Source organism: Hydrogenophaga intermedia (genome assembly GCF_023715105.1).
Classification (GTDB): Bacteria; Pseudomonadota; Gammaproteobacteria; order Burkholderiales; family Burkholderiaceae_C; genus Hydrogenophaga; species Hydrogenophaga intermedia_A.
This window is the reverse complement of sequence record NZ_JAMBNO010000011.1, coordinates 29637-43698: the sequence shown is the minus strand read 5'-3', so window position 1 is coordinate 43698 and position 14062 is coordinate 29637. Positions and strand designations below refer to the sequence as shown.

The window sequence follows — 14062 nt, the reverse complement described above, 5'->3', positions numbered from 1 at the left end:
TGTTCAGTCCCCACGGATCCCGGTATCGTTCGGCCCAGGAGTTCGAACTTGTCCTCAGCCATCAAGATCTTTCAGGGGCGTTTCGGCCGGGTTGCGCTGCTGGACATGGACGCACCGCTGGTGGGACACGCCCATCATCATTGCCACATCCTGATCAAGGCGGGCGGTGCCGACAGCGCCTTCAGCGTGCGCGGAGAGCGCGCGCCGCTCACGGACGACACCGCCGTGCTCGTCAACGCCTGGGAACACCACGCCTACGAACACGAAGCGCCTCCCGGTGCGCGCACGCTGATCCTGGCGCTCTACATCGAGCCCGGCTGGCTGGCCGAGCTGCAGCGCTCGTTGGCACTGTCCGGTCATCCGCGTTTCTTTCCCGAACCCTGCGTTCGACTCACCGAAGCCACCCGCAAGATGGTGGAGGAGTTCGTGCTCGAACTCTGGTGGGACGATGAGGTCTCCCCCGGGCGCCTCGAGGACCTGCTGTTCAACCTCATCATCGCCGTGGTCGAGAGCTACTCGGGCTGGCGCGATCTGGCCAGCCTGCTGCGCAGCAAACCGCCGGTGGCCATGGACCCCCGCATCCGCCAGGCCATCGCCCTCATGCGCCAGGACGTGGCGCGCGAACTCGACGTCGACGGACTGGCCGCCGCCACCGGTCTGTCGCGCGCCCACTTCTTCACGCTGTTCCAGCGCGACACGCGCGTGACGCCGCTGGTCTACGCCAACGTGCTGCGTTTCGAGGCGGCGGTGCAGCGGCTCACCCACAGCCAGGAACCGGTGGGCGATGTCTCGCACGAACTCGGCTTCTCCGCGCCCAGCCATTTCTCGCGCTTCTTTCGCGCGCACCTGGGCATCACGCCCAGCGACTACCGCCGCAAGGTCAACCTGTTCGAGCCGCCGGCCGGCCCACGCTCGCACGTGATCTGAGCGCGGCCGCAAAGTCACCAGACTATTGGGATAGCCGGCAGATCGTCCGGTCATTCGCCCGACGCTGGCGATAACGCGCGCACCTCCTGCCTCCTGACACTGGCGCTGCACATGAACTGCAGCCGCCACGTCGGCACAGGAGACAAGCTTGCACGCAGAACCTTCACTGGTGGGTGCCGCCCGGCAGGCCTGGGTCGGCCAACGCATGGAGCGGCTGGAAGACGATGCCCTGCTGAACGGTCGCGGCGCCTACGCCGATGACCTGGGCACACGCCCGGGCACGCTGCACGCGGCGGTCCTGCGTTCTCCCCATCCGCACGCCCGGCTGCTCGGCATCCACACGCAGGCCGCACTCGCGCTGCACGGCGTGCGCGCCGTGCTCACCGGTGCCGACGTGCAGGCCTGGGCCCAGCCCTTCGTGGTGGGCGTCAAGCAGCCGATGCAGCACTGGGCCCTCGCCGTGGACCGCGTGCGCCACGTGGGTGAACCGGTCGCGGTGGTGGTGGCCGAGGACCGCTACATCGCCGAGGACGCGCTCGATCTGCTGCGGGTCGAGTACGAGCCCCTGCCGGTGGTGATGGACATCGAACGCGCGCTGCAGCAAGGCACTTTGCCGCTGCACGAGGCCGTGGGCAGCAACGTGGTGTCGGACCGCGAGTTCTGCTACGGTGACCCCGGGGCGGCCTTCGCCCGACCCGGCGTGCGCACCGTTCGCACCACGGTGCACTACCCGCGCAACAGCTGCTCGCCCATCGAATGCGGTGTGGTGATCGCCGAACACCTGCCTGGCGACGAGGGCTACGATGTGCTCTCGAACTTCATGGGGCCGTTTTCGCTGCACGCGGTGATGGCCATGGCCCTGAAGGTGCCGGGCAACAAGCTGCGCCACCGCGTGCCCCGCGATTCGGGGGGCAGCTTCGGCGTCAAGCAGGCGGTGTTCCCGTATGTGGTGCTGATGTGCCTGGCCTCGCGCAAGGCGGGTGCGCCGGTGAAGTGGGTCGAGGACCGCCTGGAGCACCTGAGCGCCGCTACCTCGGCCACCGCGCGGCTGACCACCATCGAGGCCGCCGTCACGCCCGAGGGCCGCGTGCTGGCGCTGCGCTACGACCAGGCCGACGAGGTGGGCGCCTACCTGCGCGCGCCCGAACCCGCCACCTTCTACCGCATGCACGGCGCGCTCACCGGCGCCTACGCCATCGAGCACCTGGCGGTGCGCAACCGCGTGGTCGTGACCAACAAGACCCCCACCGGCCTGGTGCGTGGCTTCGGTGGGCCACAGGTGTACTACGCGCTGGAGCGGCTGATGGACCGCATCGCGGTCGAGCTGGCCATCGACCCGGTGCAACTGCGCCTGCGCAACTACGTGCCGGCCGACGCCTTTCCCTACACCGCGGCCGCCGGCGCGGTGCTCGACTCCGGCGATTACGCGCGCCTGACCCACATGGCCATGGCCGAAGCACAGGCCCGGCAACTCGGCGAGCGTCAGCGCGCAGCGCGGGCCGCGGGCCGGCTCTACGGCATCGGCGTGGCCGCCATCGTCGAACCGTCGGTGTCGAACATGGGCTACATCAGCACCGTGCTCACGGCCGAACAGCGCGCCAAGGCCGGGCCCAAGAACGGCGCCATCGCCAGCGCCACCGTGGCCATCGACCTGCTGGGTGGCGTCAACGTGACCATCGCCTCCGCCCCCGCAGGCCAGGGCCACATGACGGTGTGCGCCCAGGTGGTGGCGGACGTGCTGGGCCTGCACCCCGCCCAGGTGGTGGTCAACGTGGAGTTCGACACCGCCAAGGACGCCTGGAGCGTGGCCGCGGGCAACTACAGCAGCCGCTTCGCGGGTGCCGTGGCGGGCACGGTGCACCTGGCCACGCAGCGCCTGCGCGACAAACTGGCGCGCATCGCCGCCGCGGCCTGGGGCTGCGACAGCGCGGACATCGGCTTCGAGGACGGCAAGGTCTTCAACCGCCGTCAGCCGGACCAGGCCCAGCCGTTCACGCGGCTGGCCGCCAGCCCGCACTGGGCGCCCGCGCTGCTGCCGGCGGGCGAGACACCGGGTCTGCGCGAGACCGCCTTCTGGACGCCCGAGACCCTGCGCGCGCCCGATCCGCAGGACCGCGTCAACACCTCGGCCGCCTACGGCTTCGTGTTCGACGTCTGCGGCCTGGAGATCGACCCCGACACCGGTGCGGTGCGTGTGGACCGCTACATCACGGCGCACGACGCCGGACGCCTGCTCAACCCGGCGCTGGCCGACGGCCAGATCCGGGGCGCCTTTGCGCAGGGCCTGGGCGCCGCCCTGCTGGAGGAGTTCCGCTACGGCGCCGACGGCAGCTTCCAGAGCGGCACGCTGGCCGACTACCTGATGCCCACCACCTGCGAGATACCCGATCCGGTGATCGTGCACCTGGAGACGCCGAGCCCCTTCACGCCCCTGGGCGCGAAAGGCCTGGGCGAAGGCAACAACATGAGCACGCCGCCCTGCATCGCCAATGCTTTCGCAGACGCGCTGCGTCCGTTACGCGACGTCGCCGACATCCGACTACCGCTCACGCCCGATCGCGTGCTCGCCTACCTGCAGAAGACGGAACCCGCGCCGCGCCACCCGAAGGCACCTACCCCCGCGCCGGCTGCGGCGGGCGAAGGCCTGTCGCTCGCCGCGCAAGGCACGGTGGAGATTGCCGCACCGCCCGAGCGCGTCTTTGCCGTGCTGCTCGACCCCGCGGCGCTGGCCCGCGTCATCCCGGGATGCCACGCACTGCAGGCCGATGGCGAGAACCGCTACCGGGCCGATGTGACGGTGGGCATCGGTCTGATCAAGGCGCGCTATGAAGCGCGCATCACGCTCTCCGACATCGAGGCGCCGCACCGGCTGCGGCTGGCTGGCCGCGGCAGCTCCAGCCTGGGCACGGGCGCGGGCGATGGCCTGGTGCGCCTGGAAGCCACGGCCGGTGGCACCTTGCTGCATTACGACTACCGCGCCCAGGTGGGTGGCAAGGTGGCCATGGTGGGCAGCCGCATGCTGGAGGGCGCCGCGCGCGTGATCGTGGCGCAGCTCTTCGAATCGCTGGGTCGCCAGGCCTCGGGCGGCGATGCCGCGCCCGTGGCCTGGTGGCGCCGCCTGCTGCAGCGCCTGGGGGTCATGGCATGAAGCCCGCCGCGTTCGACTACGTGCGCGCCGACAGCGCGGCCGTCGCCGCCGAGCTGCTGCAGCGCCATGGCGAAGGCGCGCGCATCCTGGCCGGCGGTCAGTCCTTGATGGCCGTGCTCAACATGCGGCTGGCCCAGCCCGCGCTGTTGATCGACATCTCGCGCAGCGCCGAGCTGGCGTCCATCGCGGTGGAGCCGGGCGCATTACGCGTCGGCGCGGCCGTCACGCAAGCGCAGTTGCAGGCACATCCCGATGTGCCACCGCTGCTGGCACTGGCCATCCCGCACATCTCGCACGTCCAGATCCGCAACCGCGGCACGGTGTGTGGGTCCGTTGCGCACGCCGATCCGTCGGCCGAGCTGCCGCTGTGCCTGGTGGCACTGCAGGGCAGCGTGCATCTGCGCAGCGCGCGCGATCGCCGCCAGCTGGCCGCCGCTGCGTTCTTCACCGGCTTGTTGAGCACGGCGCGCCGGGCCGACGAACTCATCGAAGCGGTGAGTTTCCCGCGCCCCGCCGCAGGTCAGTCCTTCGGGTTTGCGGAGCACGCCCGCCGCCATGGCGATTTCGCGCTGTGCGCGGTCGCGGTGATCGCCCATGCGCAAGGCATGCGGGTGGCGGTGGGCGGCCTGGGTGACCGGCCGCACGCCGTCGAATTGCCGCCGTTGGCCGATGACGCGCTCGACGATGCCCTGAACGAACTCGCGTGGTCGCTCGACGTCCGTGACGACGCCCACGCCAGCGCGGCCACACGCCGCCACCTGCTGCGCCGTCTGGCGCGACAGGCCATCCAGCAAGCACGGAGACCCGCATGAACCACCCCGTTCTCGAGCGCGAGGCCTTGCACACGGTGCGCCTCACCCTCAATGGCCGCGCGCGCAGCGGCCAGGCCCGACCGCGGCTGCTGCTCAGCGATTTCCTGCGCCATGAACTCGGCGCCACCGGCACCCACGTGGGCTGCGAGCACGGTGTCTGCGGCGCCTGCACGGTGCGCATCGACGGCGTGGCCGCCCGTGCCTGCCTGACGCTGGCGGTCCAGGTGGACGGCCGCCAGGTCGACACCGTGGAGAACCCCGGCGGCAACGACGCGGTGCTGGATGCGCTCAAGGCCGCCTTCAAGCGCCACCACGCGCTGCAGTGCGGCTTCTGCACCGCGGGCATCCTCATGTCCAGCGCCGACTGGCTGCAGCGCCAGCGCGCCAACGGCCAGGTGCCCGACGAGGCCGCGGTGCGCGACATGCTCAGCGGGCACCTGTGCCGCTGCACCGGCTACACGCCGATCGTCAACGCCGTGATGGAGGTGGCCCGTGCTTGATCTCGGACGCACCTTCCTGCAAAGCGTGGACCGCGCGGCCGCGGCCACCGCACTGGTCGATGGCGCCCTGCGCCTGAGCTGGTCCGAATGGGCGCGTGCCATCGGTGGCGTGCAACGCGGCCTGGCGGCCTTGGGTCTGCGCCCGGGCGATCACGTCCTCGGGGTGCTGCAGAACCGCCACGAGGCCGCCACGCTGCACTGGGCCTGCCAGTTTGCCGGCCTGGTGATGACGCCACTCAACTGGCGCGCCAAGCCGGAGGAGATCGATTACGCGCTGCGCGATTCGGGCGCGAAGCTGCTGGTCTACGAAGCGGTGTCGCAGGAAGCGGTCTCGCAGTCGCTGCTGGCACGGGCCGTGGTGCGCATCGCCGTCGGGGATGTGGCCGGCGACGACCCGCGCTTCGCACAAGCCTTCGCCGAGCCTGCCGATCCGACGCCCATGGCGCGGGCCGAAGACCTCTCCCTCATGCTGTACACGTCGGGCACGACCGGCGCGCCCAAGGGCGTGCCGCGCAGGCAGCGCGCGGAGCGCGTGGCCGCCCTGGCGCACGTGGCGCAGAACCGCTATGGCTACGGCGAACGCACGCTGGGCGTCATGCCGCTCTACCACACCATGGGCGTTCGCTCGCTGCTCACCATGGCACTGGTGGATGGCCGTTTCGTCTGCATGCCCCGCTTCGACGCCGCGGCCGCCCTGCGTGCGATCGAGGCCGAGCGCGTGAGCCATCTCTACCTCGTTCCCACGCTCTATCACGACCTGCTCTCGCACCCCGATTTCAAGCGCACCGACACGCAATCGGTGCGCAAGCTCGGTTTCGCCGGCGCGCCCATGCACGACGCGTTGCTGCTGCGCCTGCAGCAGGCCTTCCAGCCGGAGCTGTTCGTGAATCACTACGGCAGCAGCGAGATCTACACCTTCTCGATCAACCAGAACGCCGTGGGCAAGCCCGGGTCGGCCGGCCGCGCGGGCATCAACACCCGCCTGCGGGTGATCAAGCTCGACTCGAAGAACCCGCAGCACGTGGCCGCACCGCTCGAGGAGGGCCAGATCGTGGCCGACCTGCTCAGCGACGAAGCGTTCGAGGGCTACCACAACCGCCCCGAGGCCAATGCGCGCAGCCTGCGCGACGGCTGGTACTTCACCGGTGACACCGGCTATGTCGACGAAGAAGGCGATCTGTTCGTCACCGGCCGTGTGGACGACATGATCATCAGCGGCGGCGAGAACATCTCGCCGGTCGATATCGAGTCCGTGCTGTCCCTGCACCCGTCGGTGGATGAAGTGGCGGTGGCCGGACTCAAGGACGAGCGCTGGGGCCAGCGTGTGGTGGCCTTCGTGAAGGCGCGCGACAACGTGGCCGCCGAATCGCTGGACGCGCACTGCCGCGCCTCCGACCTCGTGAACTTCAAGCGCCCGCGCGAATACGTGTTCGTGCGCGAGATCCCCAAGTCGCCCGTGGGCAAGGTGCTGCGACGCAAGCTGGTGGCCGGCGAGTTCGACGCCGCGCCCCCACCGCTGCCCGCCGTGCCACCGGCCTGACGACTGCCCCCCCTTCGTTTCTCCCACCCCCCCCGCAAGGACGCCATGCAACTCAATGACCTGAAACACCCCGCGCTCACCCTGAGTGCTGCGTTCGACGGCTACCGCGTCGACATCGACCCCGCACGCCAGCGCGCCGACATCGTGCTCTGCCGACCGCCGTTCAACGTCATCTCGATGACGCAGCGCGAGCAGTTGCGCATCACCTTCGAAGCCCTGGACGCCAACGACGATGTGCGCGTGATCGTGCTGCGCGCCGAAGGCGAGCACTTCTCCAGCGGCGGCAACATCAAGGGCTTTCTGGAGGCCTCACCCGAGCATGTGAGCAAGCTGGCCTGGAACGTGGCCGCACCGGCCCGCTGCAGCAAGCCGGTGATCGCTGCCGCACGCGGCTATTGCTTCGGTGTCGGCTTCGAGATTTCCCTGGCCTGCGATTTCCGCCTGGTCACACCGACCACGCTGTACGCACTGCCGGAACAGAAGCTGGGGCAGATCCCCGGTTCGGGTGGTTCGGCCCGGCTGCAGAAGATGGTCGGCATCACGCGCACCAAGGACATCGTGATGCGCAGCCGCCGCATCGCCGGGCCCCAGGCCTGCGACTGGGGCGTGGCCACCGAGTGCGTGCCCGACGCCGAACTCGAGGCCGCCACGGACGCACTGGTCGACGAACTGCGCGGCTTCTCGCCTCTGGCACAGCGCACCGCCAAGAAGCTGCTCAACGACACCGAGGACTCGCCCCTGTCGATCGCCATCGAGCTCGAAGGGCACTGCTACTCGCGCCTGCGCAGCTCGAACGACTTCCGTGAAGGCGTCGAGGCTTTCCACGACAAGCGCCGCCCCCGTTTCAACGGCACCTGATTTTCCCGCCACCCCCAACCCCACCCCCGATCGAGGAGACAGACATGAACACCACCCTTCGCACCGCATCCCTTCCGCTGGCGCTCGCCCTGGCCGGCCTGGCCGGCAGCGCCCTGGCACAGACACAGCCCATCCGCATCGGCGTTGTCACGCCGCTGTCGGGCACCTACGCCGGCATCGGCCAGCAGGTGAAGTGGGGGCTGGACTTGGCCGCGCGCCAGATCAACGCCGCCGGCGGTGTGGCCGGACGCCCCCTGGAACTGATCTACGAAGACGAAGAGGCCAACCCCGCCGTGGCCGTGCAGAAGGCCGAGAAGCTGTTCCAGGTGAACAAGGTCGACTTCCTGACCGGCACCGTGAACAGCGGATCGACGCTGGCCGTCGGCCAGCTCGCCGAGCGCAACGGCCGCCTGATCGCCACCACCGTGTCGTTCGCGGACTCCATCACCGGGGACAAGTGCTCGCCCAACGTGTTCCGCGTGAACGCCCGCGCCGGCATGCAATCGGCCGCCCTGGCCGACTGGCTGTCCAGCACGCGTCCGAACGCCAACGTGTTCTACCTCGGCCCCGACTACGAGATGGGGCGCAGCACGGTCGCTGCCTTCAAGACGGCCGCCGAAGCCAAGGGCGCGAAGTCGGTGGGCGAGGTGTTCGCGCCGCTGGACAACAAGGACTACTCCCCGTTCTTCGGTCAGATGCGTTCGGCCCGGCCGGCGGTCATCTACACGTCGGTGGCCGGCAACGACACGGTGCGGCTGTTCTCGCAGATGGCCGAGTTCGGCATCAGCCGCAACGTGCAGGTGGTGGGCGCCTCCGGCACGGTGACCTCGCAGAACCTGCCCGCCATCGGCAAGGCAGCCGACGGCTTCGTGACCGGCGTGGGTTATGCCACCAGCATCGACTCGCCCGAAAACCGCAAGTTCGTGGCCGACTTCGAAGCAGCCAACAAGGCCGCGCCCGACCTGTACGGCGCCGACAGCTACGGCGTGCTGTTCTTCTACAAGGCCGCGGTCGAAAAGGCCGGCAGCACCGACACCGACAAGGTCCGTACCGCCATGCGTGGTCTGCAATGGAACACGCCGCAGGGCACCAAGACGATGCGCGCCGGCGACCACCAGGCCATGCAGGACATGTACGCGATGCGCGTGAACGGTGGCAAGTTCGAGCTGGTGGGGCAGGTCAAGGCCGACGCGGCGATCGGTCCCGACGTCTGCAACCGCTTCTGATCAACGCCTGGAGCGCAACACCATGAGCAACGCCCTGGAGTGGCTGCAGTTCGTGCTGGCACCGCAGATGATCAATGGCCTTTCCATCGGCGTGGCCGTGGTGTTGATGGCCCTGGGCCTGACGATCATTTTCGGATTGCTGGACGTCATCAACATGGCCCACGGCGAGTTCTACGCCATCGGTGCCTACCTGGCCGTGGCCCTGTTGGGCCTCGGGCTGTCATTCTGGTGGGCACTGGCCCTCACGCCGCTGTTGATGGCGGTGCTGGGTTACGCCACCGAACGCGGCCTGATCCAGCGCGTCTTTCACAGCAAGGACCGCCACACGCTGACCCTGCTGCTCACCTTCGGCGTGGCGGTGGTGCTGGAAGACGCGCTCAAGATCGTCTTCGGCGCCAATCCGCTGCGCATGGAGGCACCCATCAGCGGTGCCACCGAGATGGTGGGCCTGTTCTTTCCCAACTACCGCCTGTTCGTGATGCTGTTCGGCGGCGCGCTGATCGCAGCGGTCTGGCTGCTGGTGTTCCGCACGTCGGTGGGCGCCGTGGTGCGAGCCGCCGCGTACGACCGTCACATGAGCGCTTCGCTCGGCGTGCCGGTGCACCGCGTCTATGCCGCGACGTTCGCCTTCGGTGTCGCGCTGGCGGGCATTGCGGGCGTGCTGCTGGCGCCGATCTATTCGGTGTTCCCCACCATGGGGCGCGACTTCGTGCTCATCGCCTTCAGCGTGGTGATCATCGGTGGCATGGGCTCCATCAAGGGCGCCGTGCTGGCCGGTCTGCTGCTCACCCAGGTGCAGTCCATCTCCAGCCTCTACATCTCGCCGGTGTGGAGCGATCCGCTGCTGTTCGGGATCATGGTCCTGGTGCTGATGTGGCGTCCGCAAGGGCTGTTCGGAAAACTCGGGAGCGCCTGAGATGACCACACCCGCATCGACTTCCGCGATCGCCTCGGGGCGCAAGGGCATGGACGCCCTGGCCTCCCCGGCACGGCGACGCTCCGCCGCGTCATGGCTGGCCATCCTGTTTTTTGCCGGGGCCCTGGTCTTCGGCGCCACCGCGTTCGCCCTGGGCGACGTGTTCTACCTGCGCCTGGCCACGGAGGCCCTGATCTTCGGTGGTCTGGCACTGTCGGTGGACCTGCTGCTGGGTCGCGTCGGATTGCTCCCCCTGGGACAAGCCTTGTTCTTCGGCCTGGGCGCGTACGTGTCGGCACTGGTGCTCAAACACTGGAGCGACTCTTTCTGGCTGGCCATGGCCAGCGCGCTGGCGTTCAGCATGGTGGCCGGCCTCATCGGCGGCCTGATCGCCATACGCTCCAAGGGGGTCTATTTCGCGCTCATCAGCTTCGGCATGGCACAGGTGCTGTCCAAGGTGATCTACAACACGCGCGAGCTTGGGGCTTCCGACGGCATCATCGGCGTGCCCGCGGCCACCGTGATCCCCGGCCTGAACTCGGGCACGCCCGAAGGATTCTTCCTGCTGGTGCTGGCGTTCATCGGCGCGATCTACATCGGACTGCGTTACCTGATGGACACCCCGGCTGGTCGCCAGCTCGACGCCATCCGCACGAACGAGCACCGCGTGGGTTTTCTCGGGGTGGACCCCTGGCGCTACAAGCTTGGTGCCTTCGTGGCTGCCGCCTGCATCGCCGGCATGAGCGGCGCCCTGTACCCCATGCTGCGTGGCTTCGTCTCGCCCGAACTGATGTTCTTCCAGGTCTCGGGCAATGCGGTCATCAACGTCATCGTCGGCGGGACCGGAACCTTGATCGGCCCGCTCTATGGCTCGGCCATCCTCACCGGCATGCGCTCGGTGGTGGGTTCCTTCACCGCGCATCACCACATCGTGATCGGCGTGCTGTTCGTGATCGTCGTGATCGTGATGCCACGCGGCCTGATCGGCTATGCCACGCCGGCCCTGCAGCGCTGGCTGGAACGCCGCCACGCGCGCAAGGAGATCCACCCATGAGTGCCATCCTCTCGGTTCAGGGCCTGAGCGTGCAGTTCGGTGCCTTGAAGGCCGTGCACGACGTGAGCTTCGAGGCCCAGGCGGGCCGCATCACCGCGGTCATCGGGCCCAACGGGGCAGGCAAGAGCAGCCTGTTCAACCTCATCAGCGGTGCCATCCGCCCCACGGCCGGCAGCGTGCGCTTCGATGGCCGGGACGTGACCAGCCAGGCGCCGCACCAGCTGCTGGCCAATGGGTTGTCGCGTTCCTTCCAGATCACCAACCTGTTCTTCGATCTGACGGTGCGCGAAAACCTTCGCCTGGCCGCACAGTTCCTGGAGCGTGGCCGCGGCCTGTTCCGGCCGCTGGTGCGCAGCACCATCGCCGCGCAACGGGTCGACGAGCTACTCGGTCAGTTCGAGCTGCGCGCCAAGGCCGACGAGCTGGCCGGCTACCTGTCGCATGGCGAACAAAGACGCCTGGAGATCGCGGTGTCGCTGGCCTCGCGACCGCGCATGCTGCTGCTCGACGAACCCACCCAGGGCATGAGCCACACCGACACCCGCGAAACCGAGTCCCTGATCCGGGGCCTGTCGCGTGACCACGGGCTGTCCATCCTGCTCGTCGAACACGATGTCGATCTGGTGATGCAGTTGTCGGACCACGTGGTCGTGATGCACCAGGGTCAGAAGCTGGCCGAGGGCCCACCGGCCGAGGTGCGCGCCAATCCGGCGGTGCAGGCCGCCTATTTCGGGGAGAAGCACTGATGCTCGAACTCAAAGGCATTCACACCCACTACGGTCTGAGCCACGTGCTGCAAGGCATCGACCTACGGGTGGGCAAGGGCGAAGTGATTGGTCTGTTCGGGCGCAACGGTGTGGGCAAGACCACCGTGATCAAGACCATTGCGGGTTGGCTGGCTCCGTCGAGCGGACAGGTGCTGTTCGATGGCGAGCGTCTCGACGGCGTCAGCGCCGACCAGATCTGCCGCCGCGGTATTGGCCTGGTGCCCGAGGACCGGCGCATCTTTCCCGGACTCACCGTGGAAGAGAACCTGCGACTGGGCCAGATGCAGTGCCCGTCGCGCAGCCGGGCCGAATCCCGCCGGCGCCTGGACGAGACCTACCAGCGGTTTCCCCGGCTGGCCGAGCGACGGCGTCAGATGGGCACCACCTTGTCGGGAGGCGAGCAGCAGATGCTGGCGATCGCGCGGGTGCTGGCGGGGGCTCCGCGCCTCTTGCTGATCGACGAACCCACGGAGGGGCTGGCGCCGATGATCGTCGACGAGATATTCGAGCTGATCGGCAAGCTGGCCCGTGAAGGGACACCCATCGTGCTTGTCGAGCAGAACGTGCATCGCGCGCTGAACCTGACCACGCGGCATTACCTGATCGAACGCGGCCAGGTGGTGGCCGAGGGTGAATCGAGCGATCCAGGCGACCGTCAGGCGCTTGTTGGCCGCATCAGCGTGTAAAGGCGGCTGGTGTGGCGTGCAAGGGTGGGAGAGGGCCCTTCATGCCCGGCGTGACCAGGCCTGGCCGGGACATCGACACCGCTACAGTGCAGGCACCAGGCTGCCTGCCTGCCGTCACACCCACCAGCCTGCCCGCCATGCTCGCCATTGTCTCCCCCAGCCACGCCCTGCACGCCCCGCAACACGAGTTCTTCCGCGGCGAGCGGGTGCCGTGTTTTGAAACGCCGTCGCGCGCCGAGTACGTGCTGGCGGAACTCGCTGCGCGCGGGCATGAGGTGCGCGCGCCGCACGTCGACAGCGCGGACGTGTTGCCCCGTGTGCATTCGGCCGCATACCTGCACTTTCTGCAAACCGTGTGGCAGCAGTGGCTGGCCATCGACCCTGCCAACGCCAGCGTGCAGCCATTCCCCTCGGTCTGGCCGGTGCGCACCTTGCGCCACGATGTGGAGCCCGACAACTTCATCGCCAGACTGGGCCTGTACTCCATGGACAACGGCACCCCGTTGGCCGCAGGCAGCTGGCAGGCCGCGAAGGCCGGTGCCGATGCGGCGGTAAGCGCGGCAGCGCTGTTGTCGCAAGGCGAGCGTGCCGTGTTCTGCGCCACCCGGCCGCCGGGCCACCACGCGGGGGCGGACTTCATGGGTGGCTATTGCCTGCTCAACAACGCCGCCATCGCGGCCGAGGCGCTGCTGGCCCGCGGTTGCCAGCGCGTGGCTGTCCTCGATGTGGACTACCACCACGGCAACGGCACGCAGAGCATCTTCTACGCGCGCTCTGATGTGCTGTTCGTGAGCATTCATGGCGACCCGCGAACCGAGTACCCGTTCTACCTGGGTCACGCCGACGAGACCGGCAGCGGGGAGGGCGCGGGGTTCAATCTGAACCTGCCCTTGCCGGCCGGCACGTCGGCTGATCGCTGGTTCGCAGCGCTGGAGGCCGCTTGCCAGCGCGTCACGGCCCACGGCGCCGACGCGCTGGTCGTGTCCCTCGGGCTGGACACCTACGCGGGCGATCCGATCTCGAAGTTCGCGCTGCAATCGCCAGACTTCGTCCGGCTCGGCCAGCGCTTGCACTTGCTGGGCCTGCCCACGGCACTGATCCTGGAAGGCGGGTATGCCGCCCAGGAGCTGGGCGTCAACGCAGCCAACGTGCTGAGCGGGTTCGCCTGATCGCGTCAGGCAGCGCCACAGCCTCGCCTTGCGGCACGCTCAAGCGGCGAGCCGGAACGCCAGCACTGGCAGGTCTTCCATCGTCAACGTCTCTGCCTTCACCGGCACCGGGCCGCGCTTGAACAGCGCATGCAGTTGCTCGGGCGTTGCCTGCACGCCGAGCACGATGGCCTGGACGATGTTGCCTTCCTTCAGCCGGATGTGGCAATAGACGTAGGGGGCGATGGCCTCGAAGCGCGGGTGGCAGGCGGGCGCGATGTTGTGGGTCGCGAACAGCAGCGTGCCCTCGCCGCTGATGGTGGTGCCCTCGACCGACCAGCTCCCGCAGTGCTCGCAACACCCGGTGGGCGGGAAGGTCAGGCGCCCGCAGTCGTTGCAACGCACGGCGCGAAACGTGCCCTCTTTCAGACCCTCGTAGTACCAGCGGATCGCGCTGGGCTGTGTTTGCTCGTTGCCCAT

General features: G+C 68.7%; 13 protein-coding genes. 12 read left to right on the top strand and 1 reads right to left on the bottom strand.

Going from position 1 to position 14062, the window contains the following annotated elements; genetic code table 11:
• The first annotated feature begins 48 nt into the window (after positions 1-48).
• The 12 genes from M3149_RS11760 (at position 49) to M3149_RS11705 (ending at position 13603) form a co-directional block, all read left to right on the top strand.
• Entirely contained in the window at positions 49-927 is an 879-nt protein-coding gene (locus M3149_RS11760; RefSeq protein ID WP_251709651.1) for an AraC family transcriptional regulator, read from the top strand.
• Positions 928-1132: 205 nt separating this feature from the next.
• Positions 1133-4075 carry a xanthine dehydrogenase family protein molybdopterin-binding subunit gene (locus tag M3149_RS11755; protein WP_251709854.1) on the top strand — a complete coding sequence of 981 codons (2943 nt, stop codon included), beginning with the start codon at positions 1133-1135 and terminating at the stop codon, positions 4073-4075.
• Positions 4072-4887 (top strand): FAD binding domain-containing protein, encoded by an 816-nt coding sequence (locus M3149_RS11750; RefSeq protein WP_251709650.1) that lies wholly within the window; start codon positions 4072-4074, stop codon positions 4885-4887. Before M3149_RS11755 ends, M3149_RS11750 begins: the two co-directional genes overlap by 4 nt.
• On the top strand, positions 4884-5387 hold the full coding sequence (locus M3149_RS11745) for a (2Fe-2S)-binding protein (RefSeq protein ID WP_251709648.1): 504 nt from the start codon (positions 4884-4886) through the stop codon (positions 5385-5387). Before M3149_RS11750 ends, M3149_RS11745 begins: the two co-directional genes overlap by 4 nt.
• Positions 5380-6927, top strand: a complete 1548-nt coding sequence (locus M3149_RS11740; RefSeq protein ID WP_251709646.1) for an AMP-binding protein — start codon at positions 5380-5382, stop codon at positions 6925-6927. Before M3149_RS11745 ends, M3149_RS11740 begins: the two co-directional genes overlap by 8 nt.
• 45 nt (positions 6928-6972) lie before the next feature.
• The gene (locus tag M3149_RS11735) at positions 6973-7785 is read left to right on the top strand and encodes an enoyl-CoA hydratase/isomerase family protein (RefSeq protein WP_251709644.1); all 813 of its coding nucleotides are present in this window, start codon (positions 6973-6975) and stop codon (positions 7783-7785) included.
• A gap of 44 nt (positions 7786-7829) precedes the next feature.
• Positions 7830-9011 carry an ABC transporter substrate-binding protein gene (locus tag M3149_RS11730; RefSeq protein ID WP_251709642.1) on the top strand — a complete coding sequence of 394 codons (1182 nt, stop codon included), beginning with the start codon at positions 7830-7832 and terminating at the stop codon, positions 9009-9011.
• A gap of 22 nt (positions 9012-9033) precedes the next feature.
• Positions 9034-9927 carry a branched-chain amino acid ABC transporter permease gene (locus M3149_RS11725; RefSeq protein WP_251709640.1) on the top strand — a complete coding sequence of 298 codons (894 nt, stop codon included), beginning with the start codon at positions 9034-9036 and terminating at the stop codon, positions 9925-9927.
• A gap of 1 nt (position 9928) precedes the next feature.
• Positions 9929-10981, top strand: a complete 1053-nt coding sequence (locus M3149_RS11720; protein ID WP_251709638.1) for a branched-chain amino acid ABC transporter permease — start codon at positions 9929-9931, stop codon at positions 10979-10981.
• The gene (locus tag M3149_RS11715) at positions 10978-11727 is read left to right on the top strand and encodes an ABC transporter ATP-binding protein (protein ID WP_251709636.1); all 750 of its coding nucleotides are present in this window, start codon (positions 10978-10980) and stop codon (positions 11725-11727) included. The genes M3149_RS11720 and M3149_RS11715 overlap by 4 nt, the downstream gene beginning before the upstream one ends.
• The gene (locus tag M3149_RS11710) at positions 11724-12434 is read left to right on the top strand and encodes an ABC transporter ATP-binding protein (RefSeq protein WP_435370743.1); all 711 of its coding nucleotides are present in this window, start codon (positions 11724-11726) and stop codon (positions 12432-12434) included. Before M3149_RS11715 ends, M3149_RS11710 begins: the two co-directional genes overlap by 4 nt.
• A 137-nt stretch (positions 12435-12571) precedes the next feature.
• Complete coding sequence (locus tag M3149_RS11705) at positions 12572-13603, top strand: histone deacetylase family protein (protein WP_251709853.1); 1032 nt, start codon at positions 12572-12574, stop codon at positions 13601-13603.
• A 39-nt stretch (positions 13604-13642) separates the two neighbouring features.
• Here M3149_RS11705 and M3149_RS11700 read toward each other — a convergent pair whose 3' ends face one another.
• Positions 13643-14062 (bottom strand): Zn-ribbon domain-containing OB-fold protein, encoded by a 420-nt coding sequence (locus M3149_RS11700; protein WP_251709633.1) that lies wholly within the window; start codon positions 14060-14062, stop codon positions 13643-13645.